This window comes from Acinetobacter sp. RRD8, from assembly GCF_031844225.1.
Lineage (GTDB): Bacteria > Pseudomonadota > Gammaproteobacteria > Pseudomonadales > Moraxellaceae > Acinetobacter.
Window position 1 is genome coordinate 75537 of record NZ_JAUZUU010000007.1, and the last position, 14466, is coordinate 90002.

Genomic DNA, 14466 nt, shown 5'->3' on the forward strand with positions numbered 1-14466 from the left:
GGTTAAAAGCGGACCGAAGCCCGCTTTTAATCATCAGATCGTTTAGAAAAAACCTGCCGGTTTGGTTGAATAGCTCACCAACAGATTTTTGGTTTGTTGATAATGATCCAGCATCATTCTGTGATTCTCACGCCCAATCCCTGATTTTTTATAACCACCGAAAGCCGCATGGGCAGGGTAGATGTGATAACAGTTAGTCCAGACCCGACCTGCCTGAATAGCACGGCCTGCACGGTAAGAGGTATGCGCTGAGCGTGACCAGACACCGGCACCGAGTCCATAAATCGTATCATTGGCGATCTTGATCGCATCATCGAAGTCTTTAAAGGTAGTCACAGCCAGTACAGGCCCGAAGATTTCTTCCTGGAAGGTCTTCATGTCATTGGTGCCTTTAAAGATGGTCGGTTCAATATAGAAACCTTGACCCACTTCATGACGTGCTTCACCACCGGTCAGGATCTGTGCGCCCTCTGCACGGCCAGTGGCAATACAACCCAGAATCTTGTCCTGCTGTTCCTGTGAGGCTTGCGCGCCAATCATGGTATCAGTATCCAGGGGATGCCCGGTTTTAATGCGTTGCACCCGTTCTACCGCACGCGCCAAAAACTCATCGGCAATGCTTTCCTGCACCAAGGCACGGGAAGGGCAGGTACAGATTTCACCCTGATTCAGGGCAAACATGGCAAAGCCTTCCAGTGCCTTGTCCAGATAATCGTCTTCCTGATCCATAATGTCAGCAAAGAACAGATTCGGTGATTTACCACCGAGTTCCAGTGTTACCGGAATAATATTCTCGGTGGCATATTGCATGATCAGCTGACCCACTGCGGTTGAGCCGGTAAAGGCAATCTTGGCAATACGGGGATTGGTCGCCAGTGGACGGCCGACTTCGACCCCGTAGCCATTGACGATGTTCAACACGCCCGGCGGCAAAATGTCCTGAATCAGTTCAGCCAGAACCAGAATACTGACCGGAGTCTGTTCTGCAGGTTTCAGCACAATACAGTTACCTGCAGCCAAGGCTGGCGCGAGTTTCCAGGCGGCCATCAGAATCGGGAAATTCCAGGGAATGATTTGTCCGACTACACCAAGCGGTTCATGGAAATGGTAGGCAATGGTATCTTCATCAATTTCGGAAATGCCGCCTTCCTGAGCCCGGATACAGCCGGCAAAATAACGGAAATGGTCAATGGCCAGTGGAATATCGGCAGCCAGCGTTTCACGGATCGGTTTGCCATTGTCCCAGGTTTCTGCCACCGCCAACATTTCCAGATTTTGTTCCAGACGATCTGCAATTTTCAACAGAATATTGGAACGGGTGGTCGGCGATGACCGGTTCCATTGTTCTTTGGCTTTGTGCGCTGCATCTAAGGCCAATTCAATGTCTTCTACAGAAGAGCGCGGTACTTTGGTAAAGACTTTGCCATCTACCGGAGAGAGATTGTCAAAGTATTCACCTTTGACCGGAGCGACCCATTCGCCGCCAATGAAATTATTGTATTGTGCTTTAAATTGAATTTTTGAACCGTCAGTATTGGGGTCTGCATAACGCATAATCTATTCCTTTATATGATTGTTAGTGGTGCAGGTCGAGCGCATGTTGCCGATCAAAAAATATAGGGGCTTTTGCATTCAGCTCTACTATAAAGAGGGAAAAAGACGGACGGTTGTTTGTTTACAGGCTTGCTACAAAAGACAATATTTGGAGACAAGCAGTAGAAGAATAAAAGTTATAAATTCTCAAGCCTTAAATTTAAAAACAAGGGCTTATAGCATTTATAAAACATCGAAAGATTGGCATATTTTCAATGTGCTTGATTACATTCCAACCTAATAAGGATTCAAAAGAAGCCAAGCAGGAGAAATGAGGGTAAGTTTCATTTCTCCTTCCACGTTTATCTAAAGCCCTTTGTCATGCAGCCATTGAAACAGCTGTTGATAAACCTGCTCACGCACAGATTGCTCTGAAAGCACTAGATCATGTAAACCGTCCTGGATACTTTGAACCGTGACATCGCCTTTAATTTTTTTGGCATATTTCTGAATGTCTTTAATGCCTAGAATTACATCGCTGCTCTGTGCGGCTTTGCCCCATTTTTTAGGATATAAGGTCTGATGCGAATGCATGATCAATACCGGAATATCGAGCTGAACACCGCGATGAATTTCTTTCTGTGCCTCATGAATGGCACGAATAAAACTGATCCGAACCATCGGGTAGCGGGTCTTTTTCCAGTCCAGACTGAAGTCCCATTCGCCTTTTAAATCCTTATGAAGGCTGGTGGCATACCACTTGTTCAGCTCGCTTGGAAATTTAAGATTGGGAAAAATTTTAGCCAGTCTGCTCAATTGCGGGATGCCGAGCGCGCGCTTGATCGGATTCATGTTGAAGTCATAAAACGGACTGTTGACCCAAAGCGCTTTGATTAAAGGATGCTGCGGATGATGTGCCGCATACAAGGTTGTGGTCAGGCCGCCGGTAGAATGACCACAGAGCAGGGCAGCATCGTGACCCTCGGCTGCTATAATGTCGAGTGCCTGGGTAATTTCTGCATCATATTCAGCCAGGCCATAGACGTTATAATATTTTTGATGTGGCAGAATCGAACGTCCGTATTTTCTTAAATCCAGCGCATAAAAGTCAAAACCATGCTGATTAAAGCGCTCTGCCATTTCGGTCTGAAAAAAATAATCGATAAAGCCGTGAATATATAAAACTGCTTTTTTTGTGGATTGGGCTGCTTTTTTACGGATCAGGGTTGCTACGACTTTGCCCTCATAATCATCGGGAAAGTTTAAGGTCGCTTGCTCATAGCCTGTTCCCAAAATATCGGGCTGATAAAGCGGTTGCAGTTCACTCATTTTTATACTCGTTCATCTTATTAAATTTATGCTTTATCCTTGATGAGCTGAGGTTTTTTGTCAAACAGATCTTGCGGCCGATTTAAATTAAAAATACGAATACGGGTTAATTTTAGAAACTATCCAAAACTTAGGCTGAAAATGAGTGTTATCAGATTATAAAATCCTGCTACAAGTATTATAAATTTGCTAAATGACCCAAGAGGCTAAAATCAGGATAAGCTATATAAAATAACGAGAGTGATGTCATTATTTTGGCAGAACTGCCGAAGATTGATTAGATGAGTTAAATAATGCCCAGAGAAAATTTGAACAGTAAACGCCCTTTATATATTCCTTATGCTGGAAATACTCTGCTAGAACTCCCACTACTCAATAAAGGCTCTGCATTTTCTGAAGAAGAGCGTAGAAGCTTTAACTTGCATGGCTTGATTCCTCATGTCACCGAGACAATTGAAGAACAAAGTCAGCGTTCTTATCAGCAGTATTGTGCTTTTAGCAGTGATATTAACAAGCATATTTATTTGCGGAATATTCAGGATACCAATGAGACCCTGTTTTACCATCTGATTGAAAATCACCTCAGTGAGATGATGCCGATTATCTATACCCCGACTGTGGGTGAGGCATGTCAGCGCTTTTCTGATATTTATCGCCGTCATCGTGGGATCTTTATTTCCTATCCTGACCGTGATCAGATCGACCAGATTATTCACAATATCAATAAAAAGAACGTGAAAGTGATTGTGATTACAGATGGTGAGCGCATTTTGGGTCTTGGAGATCAAGGCATCGGTGGTATGGGGATTCCCATTGGAAAACTGGCACTCTACACCGCATGTGGCGGGATCAGTCCGGCCTATACCTTACCGATTACTCTTGATGTCGGTACCAATAATCAGCAGTTGTTAAATGACCCGATTTATATGGGCTGGCGTGAACCACGAATCAGCGGCGATGAATACTATGCTTTTGTCGAGATGGTGATTCAGGCGATTCAACAGCGCTGGCCAGATGCCTTAATTCAGTTTGAAGACTTTGCACAGAAAAATGCCATGCCTTTGCTGGAAAAATACCGTGATCGAATCTGTTGTTTCAATGATGATATTCAGGGCACCGCTGCGGTGTCTGTCGGCAGCCTGATTGCTGCTTCGCGTGCAGCAGGCAAACAGCTTAAAGATCAGGTGGTTACTTTCTTGGGTGCTGGTTCAGCCGGTTGCGGGATTGCAGAACAGATCGTTAAGCAAATGGTTGCTGAAGGCTTAAGTGATGCTGAAGCACGTGCACGTGTGTTTATGGTCGACCGCTTTGGCCTGATCACAGAAAATCAGCCGAATTTATTGGATTTCCAGCGCAAACTTGCACAGCCGCTTGAAAATGTAGAAAGCTGGGCAGATGCAGAGAGTATGATTTCTCTACTGGATGTGGTCAAACGTGCCAAACCGACGGTACTGATAGGTGTATCTGGACAGCCAGGTCTATTCACTCAGGAAGTGATTGAAGCCATGGCTGAAAATAGTGTACAACCGATTGTTTTCCCTTTATCTAACCCGACTTCCCGCGTAGAAGCTGTTCCGGCCGATATCTTGCAATGGACCAATGGCAGAGCATTGATTGCGACGGGTAGCCCATTTGCACCAGTGAATTATCAGGGACAGATTCATCATATTTCCCAATGCAATAACTCTTATATTTTCCCGGGTATCGGTCTGGGCGTAGTTGCTTCAGGTGCAAAACGTGTCACGGATAATATGCTGATGGCCTCGAGTAATGCCTTGGCGGACTGTTCTCCTAAACTCAAAGACCCTCAGGCAGATTTATTGCCGAATCTGGATTGTTTACAGTCAATTTCGAAGCAGATTGCCTTAAAAGTGGCACTTGCTGCGATTGAAGACGGAGTAGCACCGAAAGTCAGTGTAGAAGAATTGCAGCTAGCAATAGAGCATAATTTCTGGACACCGCAATACCGTGACTATCAGCGGATCACCTTTTAATTGTATTGAAGATGGATTCTTATCATCGCTAGTTTTTTTGCGCCAGCCTGCTTTCATCTGATTCATTGATGGAATATCAAAAAGCCCTGATCTTTTGATGAGGGCTTTTTTATTGCCGTAGGGGGGGTACTATGGTCATATCTTGGTTATAAAATCAGAAAGTACATTAAGAATTTTTTATTGAGTGAAACAAAAATGAAAGGATCATTTAAAAAAATAACATCAACATAAAAAAAGCCCCGATCTTTCGATCAGGGCTTTTTTAGAATCTGGAGCGGGAAAGGAGACTCGAACTCCCGACCCCAACCTTGGCAAGGTCACCGATATTTATTCCATTAAATTACATTAATTATAAGTATATGATTTAATTGGTAGTATTTGGTTTTTGGTAGGGCGAATTTTTGATGAATTTAGATCATTTAATGTTATTTTGGTCACTTTATTTTAGACATTTTAGTTTGTAAAAGTCACCTATGTTTTGATCCTGATTTTTCATATTATTAATAACATTATATTGTTTAATATAGTGTTATTAATAATTTATAAATCGACTACAACATGTAGTAGCGAAGATGCTCAAAATGCACTTACTACGTAACATCAGTTAAATAAAAGTCTCCCACAAACCCGGTACGGTTCAAATTTTATGATGAGAGGGGTGTTGCCTGGGGCTACGGTTTCTGTTTGGCCTTTTGGCGTAAGACGTACAAATATAAGCTTTCTACTTTTTCACGTGCCCATGGTGTGGTACGCAAGAATCGCAATGATGATTTAACACTTGGGTCTATGCAAAAACATCTAATTTCAATTTTACGACTTAAACCTTCAAAGCCACCGTAGTAATCCAATAATTCATCCAAAATGTCAGCAAGTTTTTTACCGTGTAAAGGGTCATTGGAGGTGTTCATAATAGATCAATCGTATTTTGGGTGGCCATTATTATAACCTGGGCTAGTTGGAAAACTAGAGAGTTGGAATGTAGGTAATGATGGACTGGACTGCTCCCAGTATACCTCTTGAGAAGAGGAACTTCTTATACCTTGAATTTGAATTATTAGACAAAATTATGACTTTTAATTTTCTGTGTAATGAAGCTTTGTATTTCTTAATATTTACCCTGAAGCCGAAGTCCTTCGACTACGTTTAATACAGTAGCTAATCCATGAGTAGTCTGAATCTGTTTTATCGGAATGCCTTTGGTTAGCTTATTTGGTGACTTCATAAAATGCTGCATCCATTTAGCCTCTCCACCTGTTAGAGCATCTAGTGATATCGCAATACGAATTAAAATAATTGCGAGTTCTCCCTGACTTGAATCGGGATCTAACTCAAGCGAATTTAAAGTTTCCACTGAATCTAAATTGATAACGATAGCAAGCTGGTCCTGTGTCAAACCAAGTTGTTTTGCAGATGATAAAACAGCTTTAGTTAATACCTTTTTTTGTTTTGCAATTTTTTCTGATGTTTTATGCATGACTGATCTCAGTTTCAGACGTTGCTGATACCTAGAGTTTATACTATTTGATTATCGTTTCTCAGAGTTCAAATTTTTATTACAAACAGCTTAAAGACGAGAAACGATCATTAGATACATCAGTAGTTTGAATACCCCAAGTGCTTTTGCATCTTTATACTTGAAAGAGAACTTGATTCGCTCTTCATCCTCATTCAGGCTGAAATTTTCTATCCGTAATGCTAAATCCTGTAATGTGTTTTTGAGCTGTTCCTTACTCCGTTGGGAAAGCTCAAGATGAAGATATTTTTTAGGAAATAAACTGCTGATAAAAGACATAAACTTTTTCAGTTGGCGTTTTTCATTCAGTTCAAAAATGAACTGGGCTGAATTGGGCTGAACTTTTTCAAGATAAATTGAATAGATCGTATTGAGCTGTTTTTCATATTGATGATGTACTGTTGTGAAGCGTTCCTGAACCTTATGAATGATCTGTTTTTCTTCCTGATTGGTGGGCAACATGGTGACCAGTGCATCAGGAGATTTTCTTAAAAAGTCTGTAGTAAATAGGCGGGAAGATTTTTTTTGGTTTAGACAGGAAGTTTTCAAATGCAGGGCTCTAGCACGTAATTTTTTTGCTACTTGCAAAGGAATAGCTTCAGGTAATAAAAGATTCTCTTCTTTTTCAACTACAAGAATGTGATGCAATAGTTCAAAATTCATTTCGGAATCATGTGCTCCCAGTACGAGTGGATCAGTGGAACGCTGGTGCCCTGGTTGATATTGATGATCATGTTGCTTGTAACGGTCTTTAGTGAGTTGATCAAATAAGAACGACCTGATTGCACGTTGTTGAACAGGGTATTTAACAGCAGCATCATGTTTTAGAATATTAAAATAGGCTTCTTTAGGAAGCGGGCTTTGTATTTGATTGAGCTGATAACTGATTGCCAGATGCATTAAATGCAGATAGCTAGAACAGGTTGTTTCAGGTGTCAGATGCCCGGCAAAATGAGAAAGGGCGTACCAGATCTGTTGAGTATTTCTGTTTCGTTGCAAGGCATAACGGATGCGGAGTTGCTCATTTGGCGTATAGTCTGTAAATGCATCAGCAAGCGGTGAGTGTTTTAAAATCAGATAAAGATGATTAAATGCTGAATGACGCAGGCTGTGATAAGTAAAATTGTGCTCACCGAAAAATGACTGGATTAACTGTTTTAATAGAGAATTTACTTCATTTTCATGAGTTTCTTTTAAGGACTGTTTTAGAAACAGCGGTTGTGCAAGTGATTTTCCTTGTGCTTTTAGAACTCGTTGTCTGTTCTCACTATACGTTTTGAATGCGTGTAATTCGCCTGCTTTAAGCAGATGATGAAGAGGGATCTTACGGTAAGCTGAATAACTTTTTTGATTTTTACTGCGATTATTTCGGATAGTTAACATCACAGCATCTTCAGTAATAAACAGATCACGGGCAAAAATATTTAATGTTTCATTAATCCGTAGTCCGGCTCTGAAACCCAGAATAAAAATAAGTTTAAACATATTTTTATCTTGAACCGAAATACCTTGATTAGTTTCGAGCCGCTGTAACATGCCGTGAAAAAGATGTGGTGAGATCAGTGCGGTTTTGCAGATTTTTGGTTGGATTAAATTATCCAGATCGACAGCCGGAGCATTAAAGAACAAGCTCTGTTTGTGATGAAATTCCTGTAGACGTTTTTGTATAGTCGCTCGATTCGTTTCTTTCTTTAATAAAAGCATTTCTCCATACATATCTTCAAAGTCAGCATCTGAAAATGATGCAATATCTTTGTCTTGCGTTGCCTGTAGCCAATGGACGGCAAACTGTGAAAACATGGTATTTAGAGAACTCTGCTTAATTGACTGAAAATCTGCTTGTATAAGCTTGCGCTTAAATCGTTGCTGCTGCTGAATAATATGATTGAGAAGGTCTAGTTGGGAATCCGTTAATTTTGAGCGTAGAATGCTCCACAGCAGCAAACGCTCCAAGGCTGGAGGTTGTTCCTTGGCGTATAATTCTATGAGTCGATCGCTATAGTTTTTTGCACGAATAGCTCGACGTATTTCTGCTAAAGCATCAGCTATATCTATAGAAATATTGGTTATAGAGGGAGCCTGATGGTTTTCACAAGTATTCTCAATCTTATTGTTATTAGGATTAGCTTGTTCAACCTGAACAAAATAAGCTGCTAATTGTTTTTCAAGAGGACTTGAACTGCAAATTTCATTTTTTAAGATACAAATGGACATTTGATCCAGTCCGCTGTTTTTCAGGAACTGTGTATAGTAAAAACCGTATTTTAACAGGTCCTTACAACGTACTTTTTCTTTAGGAAAGCATTCGATAATACAAGCATTAATCAGTTGTTCTGCATTATAAATGTCCGAAAATAAATCAAATTTTTGATGTTTTAGTCTGTAGATCCAGCATTTCACAATATCGTGCAGCACAAATGTTTTGGTATAGCTGACTGAAAACTCAAGGTCATTAATACGCTGATTACCGAAATTTGGATTTGGGATCTCTAGAGAAACAATATGATTCGAGTCTAAGAAGCTTTGAAATTTCTTTGTTTTTAAAATGATTTTTAAAAACTTTTGTAGTTCGTTCTCATTATAAATGCCATTGAATAATATTGTGCTGATCAAACAAAAAGCGAGGGATTGAGTTGGACTGAAGTCATTATGTCCTGTCCAGTGAGCAATCAAATTTTTGGCAAATTGAGTCACCCTTTTACCATGTTTTAAAGTCTCAATATTTTGCTGAGGTGGGGGGCTTTCATGACTAACAGGTGTTGCAGGAATAGGGTAGTTTTGATTTGATAAACGATTAAAACGCTTGATATATTTCGCGAATTCTAAGCGTGCCATTTTATGACTACGAGTATTAGATTTGTACTTTTCTAAAAGTTGATTATCGACTTGTCTATATACATCGGAATAGTTTCCAGGTGTAAGCTCTAGGCATTTCTCACTAAATAATTTAAGAAGAAATTCCTTATTTTTTATAAGTTTTTTTTGTCGTTTTATGGAGTGTGGATGTCTGCTCATTTAATCATGATCCCGTTGAATGTCGACATACTTTTAAGTTCTAATATTTCGACAAGCTTGTCTTGTGCCACTCGAATATGATCGTAATCAGTTGCCTGAAAACCCGAATAACGATCAAACAGTCCCTGCATTGCTTCGTCATGACCAAAGATGCCTTTAACTACATCTTCATTGCAGTATTGTGCAAAAAAATAACGAGCAAAGTGGCGGGTCCAATTGCGCTGAAGGGCTATTTCTGTACAGTATTTTTGAATATCAGAAAGTTCTAAATTTCGGATATATCCTTGTGGATCGTAAAATAATAGAAAGGGGCGTTCACCCTCGAAGATCTCATGGATTGCTTGTACTTGTTCATTGGACAGATAGGCTTTCGTGAGGTAGAGAAAGTGTTTTAAATATTTTAGGTAATGCTGTATTTCATCACGAAGATAATCGTTAAACGGTAGATATCGTCCAATGGTGCCCGAATAACGCTGCTCTTTATCTGCAACAGCCATCAATTGATTGTCGAGGTCAATATAATCTAGATTGGGCGGGAAGGACTCACTTGGTCGGGCAGAGGTCATAATCATGCAAATATGCCAAAGCCAAATTGAATAATACTTCAGTGTTTTGAAAGGATTTGGATTACCCCGAACTTGTTCATCAAGCTGTTTAAATAAAGATTTAACCAGTGGCAGATCAGGTGTTTGCTGACTACCGAAAGTAATAGGAGATTTAAATTCTTCGATATAACTACTGTTGAGGTGCGGGCAAACTAGATAAAGTGTTTGGCTATAAATATCGAGAATATCTATGATCTGTGTTGAAGAGTAATGGCATGGAATATAGTGTTGAAGGCTTACGCCGCTAAGTAACTTACTTTCCAATTCATAACCTAGCTCATTCAATGTAATGTCACTGAGTAAACGTGGGAGATTTTGTTGAGTTAGCTGGAAAGTCAGCTCTTTATTGATGCTACGTAAATGCTCTTGTACCTTTGAATCAATTTTTGCATGATCCCACTTTTTTAGTTGAAAAATATTTTTAAAGTAAACTTGAGGCAAGGGAATCGTAAAAGAGTTTATGGTATTCAGCATATGTTCTTTTAAAACAAAATCTTTGAATTTAGAGACTTCAAAGCTTTGTTTGAAGAAACACGTGTCAGGCTTCAGTAAAACCTTTTTATTTTTTGCAGTGATTCGTGAGTTTTTTTGGAAAACTGGCAGATCTTTATAATAAGTAAGGCTGAGTACTGAAAATAGAAGTAAAGCATGAATGGGAGAACTTTCTGCTTCTTCAAATAAAACTTGCATAACGTGCCGTGCAGTAGGTAAATCGAAAACCCGAGGATTTGGCTTGTTCATTAGCTCATTCTTGTTTTGATGCAGAATTTTACTTTTCAGATTTACGATTTGAGCAGTGACAGAATGTTGCTCTAATCCATTAAATTCAAAGTTATGATCTTCAACTGTTTCAATGATTTTATCTTCGCGTGATTGTTTAGCTGTACCCTGTTCAAACTTGGTCTGATACGTTTGCTCATCATCAAGAGTAGTTCTTGATGTCTTGTAAATATCTGTTTGGGGAGATTCTTGTTGGATGCCTGGATTACTTTGACGGTGTCTTTTTTGACGTTCTGATTGAGTATAGGTATACGTATAAATAACGCGGATTTCTGCCAATTGGCCTATTTCGGTTTTCTTTAAACTCTCTTTGGATTTGTCAAATAATTTTCTATTCTCAGTTTCAGCTTCTTTTAGAAATTCAACAAGATCGTCTAATTCGATCGGAAGAGACGGTAAAAAATTGTAAAGCCAATGGTATTCCTGCTTTGTACTGGCTAAACGAAAACGTCTACAAAGATTAGCTACAGTAGCTGCATGTTCTTTGCTATCAAGTAATTCAATGCATTGAGTATTGAAAATGGCCCATTTCAGTGCATTTGATTGATATGCTGATGGAGTGTTGATCAGCGCCAGGAGATAATGAGCTAATGGATACTTACTAATCGATAGATCAGTAGGATGCTGATTCATAATTTTAATTAGTTTAACGATTTCAGCTGGTCGGATGAAATCATTGAGCTTAAAGAAGTCCTGATCATTTTCCAGTTTTGCTTCCGCCAGTGCTTGATAGAAGTCTCGAAATGGTTCAAGCTTTAATTCTTGAGTATCTTCTAAATAACGATATTCATTCATGATTAAATTCCCGCCAGAATTTTTTCTAATGACAGTGGGTCGGCATAATTTGAAATAGAACTCACTGGACTTTTGGATTTAGACAGTCCTGATAATTCTCGTAGATAATTGATAGTTAAAACTTCCTGACCGAAAACTTCCTGAAGATGTGCAGCTAAGTATTGTTCATTTAGCCAATTCGAAATGACGTCTAAGCCATGAATGGAGTGGTGTAATCCGGAACACAGTAAGGCCTTTACTTCGCTTAAAGCCTGGATGGTGAATTCGTAGGAATTATTTTTTTCATAAGCTCTGAACTTAAATTCATTTTTATTCTTGTTGTAAAAATAGGCATAGATCCAACTGAAATGACTACTAAAAAAATAGTGATCAGCTTTGTCTGTTGTCAGAAGAGGGATTTCGATATTCTGTTTAAAAGTTAAATTCAAGTGATAGTTTTGCTGTTTCTGATTAAGCTGAAAAAATAGAGCAATCCAGATTTGATAGGCATGCATACAGTTTGGATAACACATTAATTGCAGGTTTTTTGCAGGCACGCGATAATTTGGTGTGTTTTTCTTTTTTACAGACATACAGTGATACTTCCCCATATTTGTGCCAAATGGCTGAAAATAAAAAAATAATATTCATATAGTTTTCAATAGTGAGACAATGGCTAAAAATACCATATATTGTATTTTTTCTTCTTTAAATCACTATATATAGTTATCTGTTGTTTATAAAAGTGTGATTTAAATCAAAAAATAAATAAGTTTTTGCTAAGCAGGTGGACAAATTTAACTTGATTGATATCGAGAGCCGTATATGGAAATTAAACAACTGAAACAGGTAGAAGTCGTTACAGATGTTGTATGTGATGTATGCAACCAATCAACGAAATTGGAATTTGGAACTTTATCTGCGCATTGGGGCTATGGTTCTAAGTATGACGGGGAAAGATATGAATTGCAGTTATGTGAGAAATGTTTTTTTTATGCACTTGCGACATTAAAAAAAGAGCGAGCAGATGAGTTTATGTTTGATGAAAACTTTGACCCTTCAACCCTAGATGGGTTTGGGTTGAAGTGAACCTATCATCGCGACAGGTTCTAAGAATCCAGAAAATACTGATTCATATCCACGCTAGCAGCTTCATTTTTAATGGCGAGTAAGGGATTCAGGAAAAATATTTTTCTTTGCTTCGAGGTCACTGAGTTCGGAAAATGCTTGAATACCGCCTGCGGCTTTAATTCCATCTAAAGCGACAGATAGAGCTTCCTGATCTGACAGGAATGTTTCATCCCATACGGTAGAAGTACCACTTTGGCTCACCACTTCCAGTGTCCAATCACTATCAGGTAATCGATAAATTAGAATTTCAATTTGCTCATTATCCTCTTGTAAAACTTGAGATAAGGGAGAGTCGATTAAATCATTTTCATCATAATCCAGAGTACTGTCATGATCAGACATCAGCGGCAGCCTTTATTGTATTTAACATCCGTCCATAGTAATGAATGAATTAAATTTTGCCTAGCAGTGGATATTATGGGGTACAAAGAATGGCTAAATTCAAAAAATAATTACCCCGACAATAAAACAAAATAATCCAAAAATTACCCAAATCCAGACATTCGATTTGGGTTGCTCGGTATCTGATGTATAGAACGGTTGTTGTTCCTGAGCAGGATTCTCTGGGTTGCCAGCTCTATTTTTATAGGGTTGGCGCTTGGAATAGGATAGGCCTGTGCCAGGAATACCAACGCTGGTTCGGGTGCCTTTTTTGCCAATATTTAAAGAAGCACCAGGTTTGCCAATGCTTGCACTGCTGATGCCTTTATGCGTCAGATTGATTTTTAATCCAGGTAAGATTTTAATACTCTTGCGAAATCTGAAGCCCATATTTTTCCCCCTATAAAATTGAATCTACCTTATTTTATGAAGTACAATAAGTATAATTTTATATAATATAATTACTAATTATTTACTTAAGTTATGGAGTGTCATAACTTGATTGTTTAGCATTGAATAAAATTGATACATGATTTTGATATATAACATGTTTTACGAGAAAATGGTAGCTTTTTGACGAATTAATTTCATAAAAAATATTGTCATTATTTATCAAAATTCAGTAAATTTTACTTGTGCTTATCTTTGCTTAATATTAATAATAATGGATAGAAAGTAAATTTTATTAATGGAATATTAAAGAATAAAATTACTTACTAGATCTATATTGAATCTTACTACAGTTAAAAATTTTTAGGGGTAAAAATGAGAAGACTACCAGTTTACTTATTACTAGATACATCAGGCTCAATGATGGGAGAGCCTATTGAGGCTGTAAAAAATGGTGTAGAGATACTTGTTTCATCATTAAGACAAGATCCTTATGCATTAGAAACGGCTCACCTTTCAATAATTAGTTTTGATACAAATGCAAAACAGATAGTTCCTTTAACGGAAATAGCTATGTTTAATTCTCCTCAATTACAAGCTACAGGAACAACACAGTTAGGAGAGGCACTAGCATTATTAGCTGAAAAAATTGAGCAAGAAGTTCAAAAAACAACGCCTGAAGTTAGAGGGGATTGGAAGCCTTTAGTGTTTATTATGACTGATGGCGTACCAACTGATGATTGGAAAAAAGGCTTTGAAAAATTAAAACAAGTTAAAACAGGGATGATTATTGCCTGTGCGGCAGGTCATAACGCAGATACATCCATTTTAAAACAAATCACTGAGGTTGTAGTCGAATTGGCGACTGCTGATACCAATACTATTAAAGCCTTTTTCAAATGGGTTTCTGCAAGTATTTCTACTGGTAGTCAAAAAGTAGATGCGGGGCAGAAAGAAGTGAATGGATTGAACGATTTACCCCCACCTCCACCTGAAGTAAATGTTGTACTTTAACTAATTA

At 38.6% G+C, this 14466-nt stretch carries 12 protein-coding genes; 3 read left to right on the forward strand and 9 right to left on the reverse strand.

Annotated elements, in window-relative coordinates; genetic code table 11:
- Positions 1-42: 42 nt before the first annotated feature.
- Both Q9R24_RS09020 and Q9R24_RS09025 read right to left on the reverse strand, forming a co-directional pair.
- Positions 43-1554 carry an aldehyde dehydrogenase family protein gene (locus Q9R24_RS09020; RefSeq protein ID WP_311204110.1) on the reverse strand — a complete coding sequence of 504 codons (1512 nt, stop codon included), beginning with the start codon at positions 1552-1554 and terminating at the stop codon, positions 43-45.
- Between the two features lie 345 nt (positions 1555-1899).
- A complete protein-coding gene (locus Q9R24_RS09025) occupies positions 1900-2862 on the reverse strand; it encodes an alpha/beta hydrolase (RefSeq protein ID WP_311204111.1) in 963 nt (320 codons plus the stop codon).
- A gap of 293 nt (positions 2863-3155) precedes the next feature.
- Here Q9R24_RS09025 and Q9R24_RS09030 point away from each other — a divergent pair, with 293 nt between their 5' ends.
- A complete protein-coding gene (locus tag Q9R24_RS09030) occupies positions 3156-4856 on the forward strand; it encodes an NAD-dependent malic enzyme (protein ID WP_311204112.1) in 1701 nt (566 codons plus the stop codon).
- Between the two features lie 671 nt (positions 4857-5527).
- Here Q9R24_RS09030 and Q9R24_RS09035 read toward each other — a convergent pair.
- From Q9R24_RS09035 to Q9R24_RS09055, 5 genes are all read right to left on the reverse strand, one after another.
- Positions 5528-5764: a VF530 family DNA-binding protein gene (locus tag Q9R24_RS09035; RefSeq protein ID WP_002058193.1), complete on the reverse strand. Its 237-nt coding sequence runs from the start codon at positions 5762-5764 to the stop codon at positions 5528-5530.
- A 197-nt stretch (positions 5765-5961) separates the two neighbouring features.
- Positions 5962-6330 (reverse strand): antitoxin Xre/MbcA/ParS toxin-binding domain-containing protein, encoded by a 369-nt coding sequence (locus tag Q9R24_RS09040; protein ID WP_004647602.1) that lies wholly within the window; start codon positions 6328-6330, stop codon positions 5962-5964.
- 90 nt (positions 6331-6420) lie between these two features.
- Positions 6421-9384: a tyrosine-type recombinase/integrase gene (locus Q9R24_RS09045; protein WP_311204113.1), complete on the reverse strand. Its 2964-nt coding sequence runs from the start codon at positions 9382-9384 to the stop codon at positions 6421-6423.
- The gene (locus Q9R24_RS09050) at positions 9381-11564 is read right to left on the reverse strand and encodes a hypothetical protein (RefSeq protein ID WP_005094674.1); all 2184 of its coding nucleotides are present in this window, start codon (positions 11562-11564) and stop codon (positions 9381-9383) included. Before Q9R24_RS09050 ends, Q9R24_RS09045 begins: the two co-directional genes overlap by 4 nt.
- A 2-nt stretch (positions 11565-11566) precedes the next feature.
- Positions 11567-12058, reverse strand: a complete 492-nt coding sequence (locus tag Q9R24_RS09055) for a hypothetical protein (protein WP_034606356.1) — start codon at positions 12056-12058, stop codon at positions 11567-11569.
- Positions 12059-12368: 310 nt separating this feature from the next.
- On the opposite strand from Q9R24_RS09055, the gene Q9R24_RS09060 reads away from it, so the two are divergent.
- The gene (locus tag Q9R24_RS09060; RefSeq protein ID WP_311204114.1) at positions 12369-12632 is read left to right on the forward strand and encodes a hypothetical protein; all 264 of its coding nucleotides are present in this window, start codon (positions 12369-12371) and stop codon (positions 12630-12632) included.
- A gap of 69 nt (positions 12633-12701) precedes the next feature.
- Here Q9R24_RS09060 and Q9R24_RS09065 read toward each other — a convergent pair whose 3' ends face one another.
- Together Q9R24_RS09065 and Q9R24_RS09070 are read right to left on the reverse strand one after the other, a co-directional pair.
- Positions 12702-13016 (reverse strand): hypothetical protein, encoded by a 315-nt coding sequence (locus Q9R24_RS09065; protein ID WP_311204115.1) that lies wholly within the window; start codon positions 13014-13016, stop codon positions 12702-12704.
- 99 nt (positions 13017-13115) lie between these two features.
- Positions 13116-13445 carry a DUF4236 domain-containing protein gene (locus Q9R24_RS09070; protein WP_311204116.1) on the reverse strand — a complete coding sequence of 110 codons (330 nt, stop codon included), beginning with the start codon at positions 13443-13445 and terminating at the stop codon, positions 13116-13118.
- A gap of 375 nt (positions 13446-13820) precedes the next feature.
- Here Q9R24_RS09070 and Q9R24_RS09075 point away from each other — a divergent pair, with 375 nt between their 5' ends.
- On the forward strand, positions 13821-14459 hold the full coding sequence (locus Q9R24_RS09075; protein WP_114392574.1) for a VWA domain-containing protein: 639 nt from the start codon (positions 13821-13823) through the stop codon (positions 14457-14459).
- Positions 14460-14466: the final 7 nt, after the last annotated feature.

Coding starts and splice junctions, on each gene's coding strand:
- Q9R24_RS09020 (WP_311204110.1), bottom strand. CDS start 1,554: ATGCGTTATGCAGACCCCAATACTGACGGTTCAAAAATTCAATTTAAA.
- Q9R24_RS09025 (WP_311204111.1), bottom strand. CDS start 2,862: ATGAGTGAACTGCAACCGCTTTATCAGCCCGATATTTTGGGAACAGGC.
- Q9R24_RS09030 (WP_311204112.1), top strand. CDS start 3,156: ATGCCCAGAGAAAATTTGAACAGTAAACGCCCTTTATATATTCCTTAT.
- Q9R24_RS09035 (WP_002058193.1), bottom strand. CDS start 5,764: ATGAACACCTCCAATGACCCTTTACACGGTAAAAAACTTGCTGACATT.
- Q9R24_RS09040 (WP_004647602.1), bottom strand. CDS start 6,330: ATGCATAAAACATCAGAAAAAATTGCAAAACAAAAAAAGGTATTAACT.
- Q9R24_RS09045 (WP_311204113.1), bottom strand. CDS start 9,384: ATGAGCAGACATCCACACTCCATAAAACGACAAAAAAAACTTATAAAA.
- Q9R24_RS09050 (WP_005094674.1), bottom strand. CDS start 11,564: ATGAATGAATATCGTTATTTAGAAGATACTCAAGAATTAAAGCTTGAA.
- Q9R24_RS09055 (WP_034606356.1), bottom strand. CDS start 12,058: ATGCATGCCTATCAAATCTGGATTGCTCTATTTTTTCAGCTTAATCAG.
- Q9R24_RS09060 (WP_311204114.1), top strand. CDS start 12,369: ATGGAAATTAAACAACTGAAACAGGTAGAAGTCGTTACAGATGTTGTA.
- Q9R24_RS09065 (WP_311204115.1), bottom strand. CDS start 13,016: ATGTCTGATCATGACAGTACTCTGGATTATGATGAAAATGATTTAATC.
- Q9R24_RS09070 (WP_311204116.1), bottom strand. CDS start 13,445: ATGGGCTTCAGATTTCGCAAGAGTATTAAAATCTTACCTGGATTAAAA.
- Q9R24_RS09075 (WP_114392574.1), top strand. CDS start 13,821: ATGAGAAGACTACCAGTTTACTTATTACTAGATACATCAGGCTCAATG.